General features: G+C 42.9%; 10 protein-coding genes and 1 pseudogene. 7 read left to right on the top strand and 4 right to left on the bottom strand.

What is annotated here, in order from left to right; all coding sequences use genetic code 11:
• Positions 1-35 precede the first annotated feature (35 nt).
• Positions 36-1,709, bottom strand: a complete 1,674-nt coding sequence (gene ribBA, locus RMY63_RS13495; protein WP_322729186.1) for a bifunctional 3,4-dihydroxy-2-butanone-4-phosphate synthase/GTP cyclohydrolase II — start codon at positions 1,707-1,709, stop codon at positions 36-38.
• Between the two features lie 317 nt (positions 1,710-2,026).
• Here ribBA and argC point away from each other — a divergent pair, with 317 nt between their 5' ends.
• Entirely contained in the window at positions 2,027-3,085 is a 1,059-nt protein-coding gene (gene argC / locus RMY63_RS13490; protein ID WP_322729185.1) for an N-acetyl-gamma-glutamyl-phosphate reductase, read from the top strand.
• A gap of 95 nt (positions 3,086-3,180) precedes the next feature.
• Here argC and eno read toward each other — a convergent pair whose 3' ends face one another.
• A complete protein-coding gene (gene eno / locus RMY63_RS13485) occupies positions 3,181-4,470 on the bottom strand; it encodes a phosphopyruvate hydratase (RefSeq protein ID WP_322729184.1) in 1,290 nt (429 codons plus the stop codon).
• Between the two features lie 426 nt (positions 4,471-4,896).
• On the opposite strand from eno, the gene gloA reads away from it, so the two are divergent.
• The 3 genes from gloA (at position 4,897) to RMY63_RS13470 (ending at position 9,879) form a co-directional block, all read left to right on the top strand.
• Complete coding sequence (gene gloA, locus RMY63_RS13480) at positions 4,897-5,331, top strand: lactoylglutathione lyase (protein WP_322729183.1); 435 nt, start codon at positions 4,897-4,899, stop codon at positions 5,329-5,331.
• Between the two features lie 812 nt (positions 5,332-6,143).
• Positions 6,144-8,786 (top strand): ATP-dependent chaperone ClpB, encoded by a 2,643-nt coding sequence (gene clpB, locus RMY63_RS13475; protein WP_322729182.1) that lies wholly within the window; start codon positions 6,144-6,146, stop codon positions 8,784-8,786.
• Positions 8,787-9,192: 406 nt separating this feature from the next.
• A complete protein-coding gene (locus RMY63_RS13470; RefSeq protein ID WP_322729181.1) occupies positions 9,193-9,879 on the top strand; it encodes a cadmium resistance transporter in 687 nt (228 codons plus the stop codon).
• A gap of 496 nt (positions 9,880-10,375) precedes the next feature.
• On the opposite strand, the gene RMY63_RS13465 is transcribed toward RMY63_RS13470, so the two are convergent.
• Both RMY63_RS13465 and RMY63_RS13460 read right to left on the bottom strand, forming a co-directional pair.
• The gene (locus RMY63_RS13465; RefSeq protein WP_322729180.1) at positions 10,376-12,088 is read right to left on the bottom strand and encodes a diflavin flavoprotein; all 1,713 of its coding nucleotides are present in this window, start codon (positions 12,086-12,088) and stop codon (positions 10,376-10,378) included.
• 224 nt (positions 12,089-12,312) lie between these two features.
• Positions 12,313-14,031, bottom strand: a complete 1,719-nt coding sequence (locus RMY63_RS13460; RefSeq protein ID WP_322729179.1) for a diflavin flavoprotein — start codon at positions 14,029-14,031, stop codon at positions 12,313-12,315.
• A 1,116-nt stretch (positions 14,032-15,147) separates the two neighbouring features.
• Here RMY63_RS13460 and RMY63_RS13455 point away from each other — a divergent pair.
• The 3 genes and pseudogenes from RMY63_RS13455 to RMY63_RS13445 all read left to right on the top strand — a co-directional run bounded on the left by RMY63_RS13455 (position 15,148) and on the right by RMY63_RS13445 (position 16,593).
• Positions 15,148-15,606: a helix-turn-helix domain-containing protein gene (locus RMY63_RS13455; RefSeq protein ID WP_322729178.1), complete on the top strand. Its 459-nt coding sequence runs from the start codon at positions 15,148-15,150 to the stop codon at positions 15,604-15,606.
• Between the two features lie 314 nt (positions 15,607-15,920).
• Positions 15,921-16,271 (top strand): annotated as a pseudogene (locus RMY63_RS13450) (DUF433 domain-containing protein).
• Positions 16,252-16,593, top strand: a complete 342-nt coding sequence (locus tag RMY63_RS13445; RefSeq protein WP_322729177.1) for a DUF5615 family PIN-like protein — start codon at positions 16,252-16,254, stop codon at positions 16,591-16,593. Before RMY63_RS13450 ends, RMY63_RS13445 begins: the two are co-directional and overlap by 20 nt.
• Positions 16,594-16,836 lie beyond the last annotated feature (243 nt).

The following is a 16,836-nucleotide window of genomic DNA, read 5'->3' as shown; positions in this document are numbered from 1 at the left end:
ATCCTTAAAAATTTAGTTGGGTTTTAGGGTTGTGACTATTTGCTAAAGCTGTAAATTTGTTGCGTCTCCAAGCGATCGCTAATTGATGAAGGTAGTGTACCATCGGCGAATGTCTGCCGATCTAGTTGGACTTGTAAATTACTCAAAGGATCGCAACCAGAAGAAATCAGAAATTCTAGTTTCTGGATGTATGGCACTGTTGCGAGGTTGTCCAGAATTTGGAAGATAGCTTGTATATAAGGATGACCACTTTGGCGATACCAATCACAGCTAGCAACTTTTGCCTGATCGAAACCCAAGTGTACTGTTAAAGATGGCTCGTCAAATAGAGCGATCGCCAAGGGACGCGCTTCTTCCTGTAACAACAGATCGTTACTTTTCGCTAAGTGTCGCAGTTTTTCTAAGCGTTCATAACGTTCCGTCACAGCTTCCGGGTCATCTTGCCAGTGGATTGCTACTGTCACCAGATAAGTCTGTAACAGCATGTGACCCAGCTTTTTCGCCTTTGTCGCTAGATAATAAGAATTGTAGTCGTTTGCCTCAATTAACAATGGCACGCGATCAACTACTTCCAACCCATAGCCCTTGACACCAGCAATTTTACGGGGATTATTCGTGATTAGGCGAATCTTTTTGATGCCCAAATCCATAAGCATTTGTGCCCCCATCCCGTAGTCTCGCAAGTCAGCAGGAAATCCCAAACGCTCATTTGCTTCTACTGTATCTAGTCCCATATCCTGCAACGAGTAGGCTTTCAGCTTGTTAATCAAGCCGATTCCCCGTCCTTCTTGACGCAGGTATACAACTACACCTTGACCAGCAGACTCAATCATTTTGAGTGCGGCTACAAGCTGCATCCGACAGTCACAGCGCAAAGAACCCAATGCATCACCAGTTAGGCATTCTGAGTGCATCCGCACCATCACTGGCTCATCTTTGAAATTAGCTGGATCGCCCTTGACAATTGCAACGTGTTCTGTATTATCCAGGGTATGGCGATAGGCGTAAATTTCAAACTGACCGAATTGACTAGGCAGTTTGGTAATAACCTCACGATACACTAGGCGATCGTGCTGTAGGCGATAACTGATTAAATCCGCAATACTAATAATTTTTAAATTGTGACGTTTAGCGTATTCAACTAACTGCTGCAACCGCGCCATTGAACCATCGGAATTTTGAATTTCACAAATTACCCCCGCCGGGTATAGCCCTGCTAGCCTAGCTAAGTCCACAGCCGCTTCCGTATGTCCTGCCCGTTTGAGTACGCCTCCAGCCTTAGCCCGAATCGGAAAAATATGACCAGGGCGACGTAAATCAGTAGGTTTTGTGGCTGGGTTGAGAGTAACCTGGATAGTGCGGGCGCGGTCTTCTGCTGAAATGCCAGTGGTTACACCTAATTCTGTCCCAGCATCAATACTGACAGTGAAGGCAGTTTGGTTAGTATCTGTAATGTTGCTTACCATCAAGGGTAAGTCTAGTTCGTCTAAGCGATCGCCTGTCATTGCCAAACAAATTAGTCCTCTTGCTTCCACCGCCATGAAATTAATCATGTCGGGTGTGGCAAATTGGGCAGCACAAATTAAGTCACCTTCATTTTCTCTATTTTCATCATCTACCACTACAATGACGCGACCAGCTTTTAGGTCTGCTAAAGCGGCATCAATCGAATCAAATTTAAAAGCTTGGGTAGGATTAGTCTGTGACACAGAAAGATTTCCAGCTATAAACGTAAATTTTTTTAACAATTTCTTCTTTTAGATTGTAGCTCCTTTATAAGGCAGAGAAGTAGACTAGCAATGATTTGATAACGGGGCAAAAATTTTTGCCATAAAAAGTGGGGATAAAGTGCAGCGACAGTAAAGGATGAAGGCGATGAAGAAGAATAATAATCGTTTGTTTGCTCCCCCATCTTCTCAGAACAAAGTAGAGGGGTTTAAGACCTTTTGTGCGCTGTGCGTCTGGTCGCTGATATTGTTGATAGCTGAGAACGAATTAACCATTCATGGGATAAGGATTTCAGATCATGGGCAAATTTAGACGCGTACCCGTTGGGATTGTTGGCGCGTCGGGCTATGGTGGAGTGCAGTTAGTACGACTACTGATGGATCACCCAGAAGTCGAAATGGTTTATTTAGGAGGTGAGACTAGTATCGGAAAATCTTTTGGGGATCTCTACCCGCATCTGGCTCATGCAACTAACCTGCTAATAGAAGCAGTAGAACCAGAAATAATTGCTCACCGCTGTGAAGTAGTTTTTCTGTCTTTACCAAATGGTCTGGCTTGCCAAATAGCGCCCAAATTGTTGGAAAAAGGATGTAAAGTACTAGATTTGAGTGCAGACTATCGGTTTCGTGATTTGACAACTTATACAAATTGGTATGGTACAGAGAGAAGCGATCGCACAATTGCAGCGACAGCAGTTTATGGATTACCAGAACTTTATCGCGATCGCATTGCCGAAGCTCAACTTATTGGCTGTCCTGGTTCCTATCCTACTGCCAGTCTCCTTGCACTTTCGCCACTTTTAAAGCAAGGCTTAATCAGACCAGAAACAGCTATTATCGATGCCAAGTCTGGCACATCTAGCAGTGGACGACAACCTCAAACTCATTTATTACTAGCTGAAGCAGACAACTCCATAACAGCTTTCAATGTTGGTCGTCATCGTCATACCCCAGAAATTGAGCAAATTTGCAGTGACTTAGCTGGTCACGAACTCACGATTCAATTTACACCACACCTTATCCCAATGGTACGCGGTATTTTGGCAACAGTATATGCCACAATGAGCGATCCCGGTCTAGTGCGAGATGATTTAATCACTATTTTCTCAGCCTTCTACCGTAACTCTCCTTGGGTGAAAGTGTGCGGTAGCGGCGTTTACCCCCAAACCAAATGGGCGAATGGTAGTAATCTTTGTTACATCGGTGTAGAAGTTGACCCACGCACAGGTCGCGTGATTGTCATGTCAGCAATTGACAATCTAATTAAAGGACAGGCGGGCCAAGCTATTCAGTGTTTGAACCTGATGATGGGCTGGGATGAAACCTTGGGGTTGCCCAAGTTGGGGTTTTATCCGTGATAAATGGGGAGTGGGGAGTGGGGAATGGGGAATGGGGAATGGGGAATGGGGAAAGACCTTACTCCCTACTCCCTATTCCCTACTCCCCCTATTCCCTACTTCGGCCCTAACCCCACAGCACCAGCATAAACGGCGCGATCGCCTAGTTGATCTTCAATTCGCAGCAAGCGATTATATTTTGCTACTCGTTCGCTGCGACACAGAGAACCTGTTTTGATTTGACCGGCACGGGTTGCTACGGCTAAATCAGCGATCGTTGTATCTTCTGTTTCACCAGAACGATGGCTAATTACTGAACGGATACTATTGCGAGTTGCCAAATCAATCGTTTCCAAGGTTTCGGTGAGTGAACCAATTTGATTGAGTTTAATCAAAATGGCATTGGCGGCTTTTTCCTGGATGCCTCTTTGCAAGCGAGTAGCGTTCGTTACAAACAAGTCATCCCCTACCAATTGCACCCGCGAACCTAACTTCTGGGTCAACAATTGCCAACTTTGCCAATCTTCTTCGTGTAAGCCATCCTCAATTGACACAATTGGGTATTGGTCAACTAGTTGTCCTAAATAATCAATAAACTCAGTCGGGGCGTGAGGTTTAGCATCATAAACATACTGCCCATTCTTGTAAAACTCGCTAGCCGCCACATCCAACGCCAAAGCTACTTGTTCCCCTGGCTTGTAACCAGCTTTCTTAATGGCAGCAACCAACAATTCCAAAGCCACCTGATTAGACTCTAGGTTAGGGGCAAAGCCGCCTTCATCGCCTACACCAGTCAGCAAACCCTTTTCATCTAACACCTGACTAAGGGTAGCAAACACCTCTGCACCCCAGCGCAACGCTTCCTGGAAGGAAGTTGCACCAATTGGGACAATCATAAACTCTTGAAAATCCACGTTATTTGATGCGTGTGCGCCACCGTTAATCACGTTCATCAACGGCACTGGGAGCAAATTCGCTAAAGGGCCACCCAAATAGCGATATAAAGGAATTTCTAGAGACTCAGCACCAGCTTTAGCAGCTGCTAAGGAAACCCCCAAAATCGCATTAGCCCCTAAATTGGATTTGTTAGCAGAACCATCTATCGCAATCATTGTGCGGTCTAGCAGTTCTTGATTAAGGACATCCAAGCCTAACAATTGTGGTGCGAGTGCTTCCTTGACGTTTTGTACTGCCTTGAGTACGCCTTTACCCCCATAACGGCTTTTATCACCATCACGCAGTTCGTGAGCCTCAAAACTGCCAGTAGAAGCACCACTGGGAACTTGCGCCAGTCCGACAACACCGTTAGCTAAATGCACTTCGGCTTCAATTGTCGGTCTACCGCGAGAATCAAGAATTTCACGGGCTGCGATCGCCTCAATGGCAGTATCTAGAAATTTACTCATCTGTACTTTATCCTTTATTCGAGTGTGTTACGCATCCAGTCCAGTTGCCTAACCCAATCGCTAGCATAGGCGGTTAAGAGACTTTCTCGGCTGAGATTAAAGAAGATTTTCATTATAGGGATAGTGAGCAATGCCAAGAATGGATAATTGTTTATGAAGAAAATTTAGGTTCAAAACCGAACTTCGTCCCGCTACGCTAACGCTTGCAAGTGGCGCGAAAGAATCCCTGTATCCCAAGGTAGGTAGAAACCCCCACCTGCAAGTGGCGTGACTGTATTTAATTTTGAATGCGTGAATTTTGAATTGATTCATCCTGTCCTTTCGGCTTTTAATTCTTTCTGTGACGGCATTTTTACCTTAAGACTTTGAGCTAGGTAAAATGTTTGCAGAGAATAACACTAAATCAATTACAGAGAAAAGGTCAATATGCGATTACTACACACAATGCTGCGGGTGGGCAACCTTGAAGAATCCTTAAAGTTCTACTGTGAAATTCTAGGGATGAAACTGCTGCGCCGAAAAGATTATCCAGGAGGAGAATTTACCCTGGCTTTTGTTGGCTATGGCGAGGAAAGCGACAACTCGGTGATCGAACTAACCTACAACTGGGGTGTGGAAAAGTACGAATTAGGTAATGCTTACGGTCACATTGCCCTTGGCGTTGATGATATTTACGCTACGTGTGAAGAAATTCGCAATCAGGGCGGTAAAGTCGTGCGCGAACCAGGGGCGATGAAACATGGTTCGACGGTAATTGCTTTTGTAGAAGATCCAGATGGGTATAAAATTGAACTGATTCAACTGGGAACTCAAGGTTCAGCAGTCAAACAGGAATCACAAGAGCAACTTGTGAGTCAATAATATTATCAGGGATTTCCAAAAAATTAATTATCCGGTAAGGTGGTATGTCATTTATAGGACTTACGCACACTCTACGAATTCTTCTCTTCGAGACGCTGCGCGAATGCGTTCTTGGCGTCTTCTCTACGAGATGCTGCGCGTTGGCGGAAGCCTCTCGTAGAGAAGGCGGTTCGATAAATTAAGCTTTTCGGCAATTTTTGCGTAAGTCCTGATTTATTTAAGCTAGATTCAGATCCTCGACTTCTTCAAAAAGCCGGTAATCTGGGCAGCAACTTGTGCTTAAGAGCCATAGGAAAATCCACACAGATGTCTTAAAAAGTTGAGCTAGAGAGAGATTGGATTTTTCCTGCACACTGTCGTCTCGTGTCAGTAAACCCAGAAGACGCGCGAGACTTTTCCCTTTTTAGGCGGGTTAGGGCATTTCCTCTACGTAAATCCTATTAGTATTACCCCAATACTGTCCTTGATGAGCAACACTAATAGCAAGTCCGCGAACGCGAGTGCGTCTCGTAGAGAGCGTCATAGCCCCTCGTAGACATCGCTCCAATAATACCATTGGGGAAAGTTCTGCTCATAACAGTATTTTCGTTTTAAATTAGGAAATAGGCAATGGATTAAACTATCATCAATTGCCAAGCCCAAATTGCCACCGGAGATACACGCGGATAAAACGCTCTTGAATGTTTGGATAATTAAGGACTGGAGATGGGGAAGATGAGGGGAGAATTCCTAACTCCTAACTCCTAACTCCTAACTCAGGACTCCCAATCTTCAATCCCTAAACTAAAAATCAAAATTTCAAAATTTTAAAGATGCAACCTACAGATCCAAATAAATTTACTGATAAAGCCTGGGAAGCAATTGTTAAATCTCAGGATATAGTCCGTGCTTATCAACAACAGCAACTAGATGTTGAACATTTAATTATTGCCCTGTTAGAAGAACCCACTAGTCTAGCAATACGTATCCTGGCTCGATCTGAGGTCGATCCAATCCGCTTGCAGCAGCAGCTAGAAGCTTTTACCCAACGCCAGCCGAAAGTTGGTAAAAGCGATCAGCTTTACCTTAGCCGCAATTTAGATATTTTACTAGACCGAGCCGAGGAAGCTAGAGCCAGGATGAAAGACTCCTACATTTCCGTGGAACACATACTTTTGGCCTTTGCTGAAGACGATCGCATTGGACGAAAGATACTCAAAGGCTTGAATGCAGATGCACCTAAACTCGAAGCTACTATCAAAACTATTCGTGGTAGCCAAAAGGTAACAGATCAAACCCCAGAATCCCGCTATGACGCCTTACAAAAATTCGGCAGAGATTTGACAGAACAGGCAAAAGCGGGAAAACTCGACCCAGTAATTGGGCGGGATGACGAAATTCGACGGGTAATTCAAGTATTGTCTCGTCGTAGCAAAAATAACCCCGTACTCATTGGTGAACCTGGGGTAGGTAAAACTGCGATCGCCGAAGCATTAGCACAACGGATGGTAAACGGTGATGTTCCTGAATCTTTAAAAAACCGCCAACTCATCTCTTTAGATATCGGTAGTTTAATTGCTGGGGCAAAATTGCGAGGAGAATTTGAAGAACGCCTGAAAGCTGTCCTCAAGGAAGTTACGGAATCTAACGGTCAAATTGTCTTATTTATTGACGAACTACATACTGTAGTCGGTACAGGTTCCAGCCAACAAGGGGCAATGGATGCGGGAAATCTGCTCAAACCAATGCTGGCGCGGGGAGAATTGCGTTGTATTGGTGCAACTACCCTAGATGAGTTCCGCAAACACATTGAGAAAGATGCCGCCCTAGAACGCCGCTTTCAGCAAGTATTTGTCGATCAGCCAACTGTAGAAAATACTATTTCGATTCTGCGGGGATTGAAAGAACGCTATGAAGTGCATCACAACGTCAAAATTTCTGATTCGGCTTTGGTAGCAGCAGCAACTCTGTCAGCCCGTTATATTAGCGATCGCTTTTTACCAGATAAAGCGATCGATTTGGTAGATGAAGCAGCAGCACAGTTGAAAATGGAGATTACCTCCAAACCAGCCGAATTGGAAACAATCGATCGCCGCCTCATGCAGTTAGAAATGGAAAAGCTGTCATTAGCTGGCGAAGAAAAGGGTACTCTCCAAACGAAAGAACGTTTGCAGCGCATTGAGCAAGAAATCGCCAATTTAACCGAAAAACAGCAAATATTTAATGAGCAATGGCAAGGTGAAAAGCAGATGTTGGAGGCGATAAGCGCCTTAAAGAAAGAAGAAGATGCGTTGCGAGTGCAAATTGAACAGGCGGAACGTGCTTATGACCTAAATAAAGCTGCCCAACTGAAATATGGCAAATTGGAAGGAGTACAGCACGAACGCGAAGCCAAAGAAGCCAGCCTTTTAGAAATTCAAAACCAAGGTTCCACATTGCTGCGAGAACAAGTCACCGAAGCCGATATTGCCGAAATCGTTGCCAAGTGGACAGGAATCCCCGTTAATCGCTTGTTGGAATCGGAACGACAAAAATTACTGCAATTAGAAAGTCATTTGCATCAACGAGTCATTGGGCAAGAAGAGGCTGTAGAAGCAGTAGCAGCCGCGATTCGCCGCGCCCGTGCGGGGATGAAAGATCCCTCTCGTCCCATTGGTTCATTTTTGTTCATGGGCCCCACAGGTGTGGGTAAAACCGAACTCGCCCGTGCTTTAGCTCAGTTTCTCTTTGATTCTGATGATGCATTGGTGCGCTTGGATATGTCTGAGTATATGGAAAAACACTCAGTTTCTCGCTTAGTGGGTGCGCCTCCAGGATACATAGGATATGAAGAAGGTGGTCAACTTTCCGAGGCGATTCGCCGCCGTCCTTACTCAGTGGTGCTGTTGGATGAAGTGGAAAAGGCGCACCCCGATGTGTTCAATATTTTATTGCAGGTGTTGGATGATGGGAGAGTTACTGACTCTCAAGGAAGGACGGTAGATTTTCGTAACACTGTCATTGTGATGACCAGTAACATTGGTAGCGAACATATCTTAGATATATCTGGTGATGATTCCAAGTATGAAATGATGCAAAAGCGGGTAATGGATGCTTTGCGATCGCATTTCCGCCCCGAATTTCTCACCCGCCTTGATGATATTATTCTCTTCCATACCTTAAATCGCACGGAAATGCGGCAGATCATCCGTATTCAACTCAAGCGAGTAGAAAATCTCCTCCGCGAGCAAAAAATCTTCTTTGAAATATCCCAATCAGCCTGCGATCACCTTGTTGAATCAGGCTATGACCCAGTTTATGGTGCCCGCCCACTGAAACGGGCAATTCAGCGAGAAGTAGAAAACCCCCTCGCCACCAAATTATTGGAAAATACTTTTATCTCTGGAGATACGATTATCATTGACAAAAATGAGAACGGTCTGTCTTTTAGCAAAAAAATGCCGGTGAAGGTGTCAGTACCACAAATTGCTACATAGCACCTGGCGTCTCCCCTTCACTCAACGGGAGGGGCTAGGGCGTGTTTTCAAAGTCTTAGATCCCCCCAACCCCCTTTAAAAAGCTATGCATTATAAACATCTTTCGTAACAGAAAAATTGACAAAAGCAAGCAGTTATCTAGGGGAGAATGGAGAAAAAAATCACCAGAGACTTGAGAAGATGGCTACGAGAATTAACAGAGCTTGAAAAAGTATCATTTTCTCATGACTACCTTGGTGTAAAAAACTAATGTAATTCCTGATGGGCAGAAAAAGCATTCTCAAACGGCAATTCCAACTCCATCAATCGCAAGAAAAATGCCTTCATCTGCATATTTAATTTCTAGAAATGTCTCAGGTGAGATGCTCCCTGCAAGATAAAAGCATATCTATGTTTATCATAAAATATGAACGAGTTAGTTACTACAATTAGTACAGGGTCACTTGCGTTCATTGCCACTAACATTGATGATATTGTTATTCTATTATTGTTTTTTTCTCAAATAAATGCTACCTTTCGCCGCAGGCATATAGTTGTCGGTCAGTTTCTAGGTTTTACAGTTTTGTTAATCCTTAGCCTTTCTGGTTTATTTGGTGGGTTAGTTTTATCAAAAAGCTGGATTGGATTACTTGGGTTACTACCAATTGCCATAGGTATTAGCAGCTTAGTCAATCAGGAAGAAGATGCATTAGAAGAAGTTGTAGCTACAACGGAAGAAACTGAAACATCAACAATTAGTAGTTTTCTATCTCCTCAAACTTACAGTGTGGCAGCCGTTACAGTTGCAAATGGTAGTGACAATATTAGTGTCTATGTGCCGTTATTTGCTAGTAGCAATTTAGAAAGTTTTTTAATAATTATCGGATTATTTTTTCTCTTGTTAGGAATTTGGTGCTATGCAGCATACAAATTAATTAAATACAGAGTAATAGCTGATGTATTGACTCGCTATGGTAATAATATTGTGCCTTTTGTTCTTATAGGATTAGGGGCTTTTATTGTGTTAAAAAGTGAAGCTTTGAGTCCAATAAAGTTAGCTGCTAGTTGTTGTTGTTTAACAGTTTTGGTGAAAAATAATAAAAGTGGCGTGTAAGGCTTAAAAGTTTGCTCAAATTCCCAACCTCAGGTCGATATACCAAACTCAGTACTATTGCTGCCATCACGGGTAGGGTTAGTACCCGCGATGCCGAAGGCGAGCTGCACCTACGCAAACGAGCTAAGTACAACTTTGCATAAAATCGTGGCGAATTGAGGGTTGAAATTTAAACGCATAGGCGCTTCTCTACGAGACGCTACGCGAACGCCTTCCCGTAGGGTAGGAGCGCAAAGGTACGCAAAGAATTCGGTACGAATTAAAGAAAGGCAATACCTTGCAATGCCAATGCATCCCGATACAATGTTAATGCGTCCCTCTGCAATGCCATTGCATCTCGATACAATGTTAATGCGTCCCTCTGCAATGCCATTGCATCTCGATACAATGTTAATGCGTGCCCTTACAATGCCATTGCATCCCCCTGCATTAAAAACGCTACGCTTTTACGCAAAATTGTACTAAGGCTATTTCGTTAAGTTAAACTTCTCAGTATCTAATAATGAGTGCCAGTTTTCCGATGGTTGATGGCAGTAACAGCATCAGGCTTGAGTAATTTCCCTTCGTCCACAGTTGCATACACAACCCAATGATCGCCACATTCCAGACGTTGGTTGACTGAGCATTCCAAATATGCTAATGAATCAGTGAGGATGGTACAGCCGTTATCTGCAACTGCTGTACTAAAGTTGGCAAATCGATCTTCCCCAGGCGCGAAAGATTTACGGAAATGCTTCATGTAATCTTGATGATTGCCTTCAGGTAAAATATTTAAGGCAAACTTACCGCCGGGATACATCAAAGATTCGATCGCTCGGTCTTTAGCGATCGCCACAGTTAATCCGGGTGGGTTGAAGGTGGCTTGAGAAACCCAAGCGCCTAACATTGCGGTAGACACTTCTCCTTGTCTAGCTGTCACCACGCAGACGGAACCAACAATCCGGCCAACAGCCTGTTCCACTGGAGTAGCAGCTTGTTGTGGTACGCGTACCTTTTTAGCCTTTTTCAGTGCTTGGGCAAAGTCTGTACCGAGTTCTTCACAGAACTTGAGAGTGACATCATCAGGTTTAAACTTCACCTTCAGGGTGTCAAAGCCAAAGCGATATCCCGCATCCCGGAGTTTACCTTCGATTAAATCAAATGCTTCGCCACTCCAGCCATAGGAACCAAATACGCCAGCGAGTTTGCTGTTGTCACCGCTTGATAACACAATCCCTAAAGCAGTATGAATGGGAGTTGGTGCATGACCACCGATGGTAGGAGAACCAATGATAAAACCCTCTGACTGTGCGAGGTTGATGCGAATTTCATCAGGGGTAGCAAATTCGCAGTTAATCGATTTGACTGCGACTCCACCTTTAGTTAGTCCCAGAGCGATCGCTTGTGCTAATGTCGCTGTATTTCCGTAAGCTGAAGCATAAAGTAAGGCAACGGAAATCTCGCGATCGTTGTGAGAACGGCTCCACTCTCCATAAGCTTTGGTAAGTTCAATTAAGCCGGTGCGTACCAAAGGCCCGTGACCCACAGCATACATTCTCACCTGCAAATCTGATATTTTCTCCAAAGCTGCTTGCACATGAGGAATTTGGGGAGCCATCAGGCAGTTAAAGTAGTAACGCTGGTCTTCTTTAAGCGCTTCCCAATTATCATCAAACACTTCATCACCACAGAGATGAGTAGCAAATAACTTATCTGTGTAGAGAATTTGGGTTTGGCGATCGTAGGTACAAAGTCCTTCCGGCCAACGCGGACTAGGAGTGGGTAAGAATTTCAAAACATGACCCTTGCCTAAATCCAGAGTTTCTTTCCCCCGCATTACCAAGACATTTAAATCTTGCTCTAAGAAAGCAGCACGCAAATTGTTCGCACCGGGAAGAGAACAGACAAAAGTTACCTGTGGTGCCAGTTCTAAAATTGCTTTGAGGGTTGCAACTCGATTGGGACTAAAATGACCCAGGATGATATAATCCAAACTTTGTAAATTTAAAGTCTGCCGCAACGCCTCTAAATAAATTTCAGTAAAGCTTTCTGGCGGTGGATCGATAAGTGCGGTTTTATCAGCTTCAATTAAATAGCAATTGGAGGTAGTACCTCTTTCAAGTGCGTATTCAATTTCAAACCGCAGACGTGACCAACTACGCGCTCTGATTGCCTTAGTATTTGTAGCAATTGGTAAAACTTGTACGTCGCGTGGCTTGGAATTGGTCATAGCTGTTGAAGAATGGGGAATAGGGAGTGGGGAGTGGGAAATGGGGAGTGGGGAGTGGGAAATGGGGAATAGGGAGTAGGGAGTGGGGAGTGGGGAGTGGGAGTGGGAAATGGGGAATAGGGAGTGGGGAACAGGCAAAGACTTGTACAAGTTCTCCTCTACTCATAAGCTCCTTTGCGTCTTTATTCCCTACTCCCTACTCCCTACTCCCCATTCCCTCTTTCTTAGTAGTAATTACCTACTTTGCGATGGCGAACGGCTGTCAATCCATCGTTTTTGGAGACACGACCTTCTTGGACGGTGCAGTATAAAATCCAGTGGTCGCTGCATTCCATGCTGGTCTGTATTTCACATTCCATGTATGCCAAAGCATCAGTTAGAATCGGGGAGCCGTTTTTCGCGGTTTGAGTTTTCACTCCTGCAAAGCGGTCAGCGCCAGGATGCAAGCGCTTGAGGAAGTGTTTCTTGAGTTCTTGATAATTGCCTTCTTCCAAAACGTTGAGGACGAAGCGATCGCCTATTTGCATTAAGGAATCAATGGCGCGGTCTTTAGCAACGGCAATTGTCAATCCTAATGGTTGCAAACTCGCTTGCGTTACCCAGGATGCCAGCATTGCACTTGAGACATTATCTTTTTTAGTAGTGACTATATATAGTCCACTGCTAATGCGACCCAATGCCTTTTCCATGTTGACATCAAGGGACTTGATTTGCTTGATGTTGCGATCGCGCACCAGCAATTGTCCGATGTCTTTACCCGCTTCTTCACACAACTGGAATGTTGATGCTGTGGGAGCCTCTTTAATCCGAATGGGTGGGAAAGCTTCTTTGATGCCAGAGTCAAGAAATTGTCTGCGGAGTGTATCAATGGGTTCATCATCCCCACCGTAACATTCAAACAGCCCAATCAGTTGCTTGTTCTTGGCGACAGCTAGCACCGAACTGATACTAGCTTGGGCGGCGGCGGAGGTAGTTGGGGGCATACCAATAATGATGCCTGCGGCTCTCCCGGCTAGTTCTTGAATTTCTTGGCTCTGGGCAGTACTCAGATCCAGTACTTCTACCCCAACGCCAGTTTTCAGTATACCTTCGGCAATTGCGTGACCAAGGCGCTCGCCATACCCATATTCTGAGACAAAAAACAAGCCAACTGTTGTTTCTGCTTTCGCTTGTTTTTGGCTCCAATTTTCGTAGCACCCGGTCAGAACATCTAAATGGTGGTATAATAAGGGGCCGTGACCATTGGCGATAATATTAATCTTTCCAAGCTCGCCCATCCGCTTCATCGCATTCAGCAGCGAACGAGCATTAGGGCCCATCAAGCAGTCGTAGTAAAATCTAAAGTCAGCTTCGATCGCTTCTAAATCTTCGTCGAAGGTGCGATCGTCACAAAAGTGCATCCCAAAAGCATCACAGGTGTAAAGAATTTGGGTTTTGCGGTCAAAACTAAAGATTGTATCCGGCCAGTGCAGGTTAGGCGCACTCACGAATTCCATTTCGTGTCCTTTGCCTATATCGATGCGATCGCCAGTTTTCACAACCCGCTTGGAAAAAGGATCGTGTACTAAGCCTTCCAAAAACTGAAGCGCAACTTTTGAGGCTAAAACGGTAGCTCTAGGAGCTAACTGGAGGACATCTTCTACTAAGCCGCTATGGTCTGGTTCTGTGTGGCTGACAATTATGTAATCAATTGTTTTGGGATTGACAAGACCTTTAAGGGTCTCTAAATACAGATCGCGAAACTTCTGGTGAGAAGTATCAATTAAAACTGTTTGTTCGCCCCTAATTAGATATGAATTGTAGGTTGTACCGTTTTGCAGTCCGAATTCGATATCGAAGCGATCGCGATCCCAATCAAGAGAGCGAATCGCCGTTGTGTTAGGGGCAATTTCTACAGTTTGTATAGTTAGCCGATGCTGAACGTTCTCTGCGATCGCTACCATTATTCGTCTCCGAGCGCAAATTAACAGGGTTTTTCTTCTACCCCCATTGTCTCTATTATTTTTATTTGAAGTTGTAATAAATATCAGTTTTTGACAAATCTAGCTTGTATCAATTATTGCTGTTTTTTAGCAAAAAATATAACTCAAACAATATCCTAAATATTAACTTATTCCTAAATTTTTTACTGAGTACTTGTTTTTGCTACTATTTTGCTTTGATCTTAATTCATAAATATCATAGTAATTATATTTTTTAACTAGACAAGTATAATTTAAATAATATTTAGATTCCTGGTCGAGCTACAAGTCTAAATGACTTTTAATACTTAATATTGTCAGAAAATATATTTATAAAGGAGAAAAATTTATGTTTTTCGTGTACTCCCTTAATTAGGAAAATTAGGAAAAGTAGGAAAGGTGGGAAAGGTAGGAAAAGTAGGAAAGGTAGGAAAGGTAGGACAAACCACATTAGACTTCCGCAAGTATCAAATAAGCTGTTAAAATTAGTTTATTCAATGAATATTGAATATATTGTTGTCTTAATCAAAAATATAGTGGCATGGAATATAAACTTTATGTAAAGTTGATAAAAGAGATATTTTTTTTGAGATAATCAAGGCAAATTTCCAGAGACTAGTTGAATAAAAAGGAACCAGGCTTGTAGATATATTTTTGCTCATCTAAATGGAAACTAGCATAAAAATAATTCTTAAAGTTTCGATAAACCTCCGTAAGCATAGGAATAATCTCAGGAATTTAATGATACAGTCCTTTATGATCTACTTTAAACATTAATCAAGACAACGCTAACAAATTCTTATTGTTATAGCTACAAGCTACAGCTTAAGGCTATCGGATAAATTTGCCTATATAGGTTAATGGTGTCATATTAATGTGCCTAACTTTTTATAAAAATTTATTGTTAATGAAAAATTGCAAACTTTGATAGTATTCTCAAGCCAATACTTATTGCGTAGTAGCTTTATAAACGCCGACATCCTTAATACTTGTAGTTCAGCTTTTTAGAATGTGTGATGAAATACCTAAGTAATTAAGTATACAGACGTAAATAGATACAAAAATGACAAAAATTGATTGTGTAAAAGGTTATTGTTTATGGGATGCCGATTAAAAGTGTTTCTCACAGAAGAAGAAAAGCTGACTTTAGAAGAGTTGAGAAAAGCCAAAGATGTTCCTCAACGTACTAAGGATCGTGCTCAAGTTTTACTGCTGAATACTCGCGGCTTAAAAAATGAGCAAATTGCAAAAGGCTTGAACTGGGCGATTTCAACAGTGCGTCAAACCCTTCATCGCTGGGAAAAGATGGGTTTAGCAGGTTTATGGGATGCTCCTGGTCGAGGAGGAAAACCTCGATATTCAGAATCAGATTTGGTTTATCTGGAAAATTGTTTAGCTCAAGAGTCAGAGACTTATAACTCTAAACAATTAGCAAAAAAGCTTGCATCTGAGCGTCAAGTAAACTTGAGTGCCGATCGACTACGACGGGTACTGAAAAAAAGGGGAAAGAGGTGTGGAAGCGCACGCAAACAAACCCAGAAACACAACATTAGTTAACGGAAGCTGCTTTGCATCTACCCTCACCAAATACTGAGACTGGAAAGCTACGTTGTTTATTCATTGAATCAGCGCGATCGCAACTGGGTCTAGATGTGCAGTAAACTATCAGATATGCGATCGCGCTTACGATTTTAAATCATCAGCAGTTTCTACCTACAATATACTTGTACGTAAGTGCGTCACTTACAACGTTGTTAAATTTGAAGAAGCTATAGAACTTAATATTATAAGGGGTATCACAGTTGCGGCTGTTCATCCTATCCCAGTGGCTACAATTAAGCAAGTACAGTAAAAATTTAGCCAGTTGCTTTATGACTCTCCAAGAACTAGAAAATCAAGTTCTAGCACTACCCCCAACAGAAAAAGCAGCAATTATCCAAAGTCTAACTCAAACTATCAATATTGGAGCTAAAGGTATTACTAAAACCCCTGGTGTCTGCGGTGGATAAGCTTGTATTGCTGGAACCCGGATTGGTATTTGGCTATTAGTTGAAGCGCGTTGTCTTGGCATTACTGAAGCACAACTTTTGCAAGATTATCCTCATATTAGTGCAGCCGATTTAGTTAACGCTTGGATATATGCAGATGCTTATCTTGAAGAAATTGAAGCTGCTATCCACGCTAATGAAGGTTGCTTAAATCATGGCGCGTTTATATGCTGATGAGCAGTTCCCACGGAAAGTGAGTGAACTGTTGCGAACAATGGGACATGATGTTTTAACAGTACAAGAAGCTGGAAATGCAAATCTGGGAATTCCTGATGAAGAGGTTTTAACCTTTGCAGTTTGTGACAATCGAGTTGTTATTACCCTCAATCGCCAAAATTTTATCCGATTACATAAAAGTTTACCAAACCATATAGGTATTATTGTTTGCACTAATGATACTAATAGATATCAAATGGCAACGCGGATTAACGAAGCAATAATTGCATCAGAACCCTTACAAGCAAAACTAATTCGTGTAGTGCGTTCTGCCAATTGAAAAAGGTTCTAGCAAAAACGTCTAAATTTAAGAAATGAATAGGTGTAAACAGAACCAGGTTCATCAGGGTCGCCTGTTTTCGATGATAATTTTCAGGTAGTTGGTATTCACCATAGCGGTGGGATGCTTCCAGAACCAAATACGCAACGAAGGCATTTACGTAATGCTGAACATGTGCGTAGTTTACTGCCGTAGGCATCGCTTTATTGAATGATCTCCAGAAAAATGCACCGGAGATTGACA

This window comes from Nostoc sp. ChiQUE01b (assembly GCF_034531255.1).
In the GTDB taxonomy this organism is placed as follows: Bacteria; Cyanobacteriota; Cyanobacteriia; order Cyanobacteriales; family Nostocaceae; genus Nostoc.
This window is presented reverse-complemented; position numbering and strand designations above follow the sequence as displayed.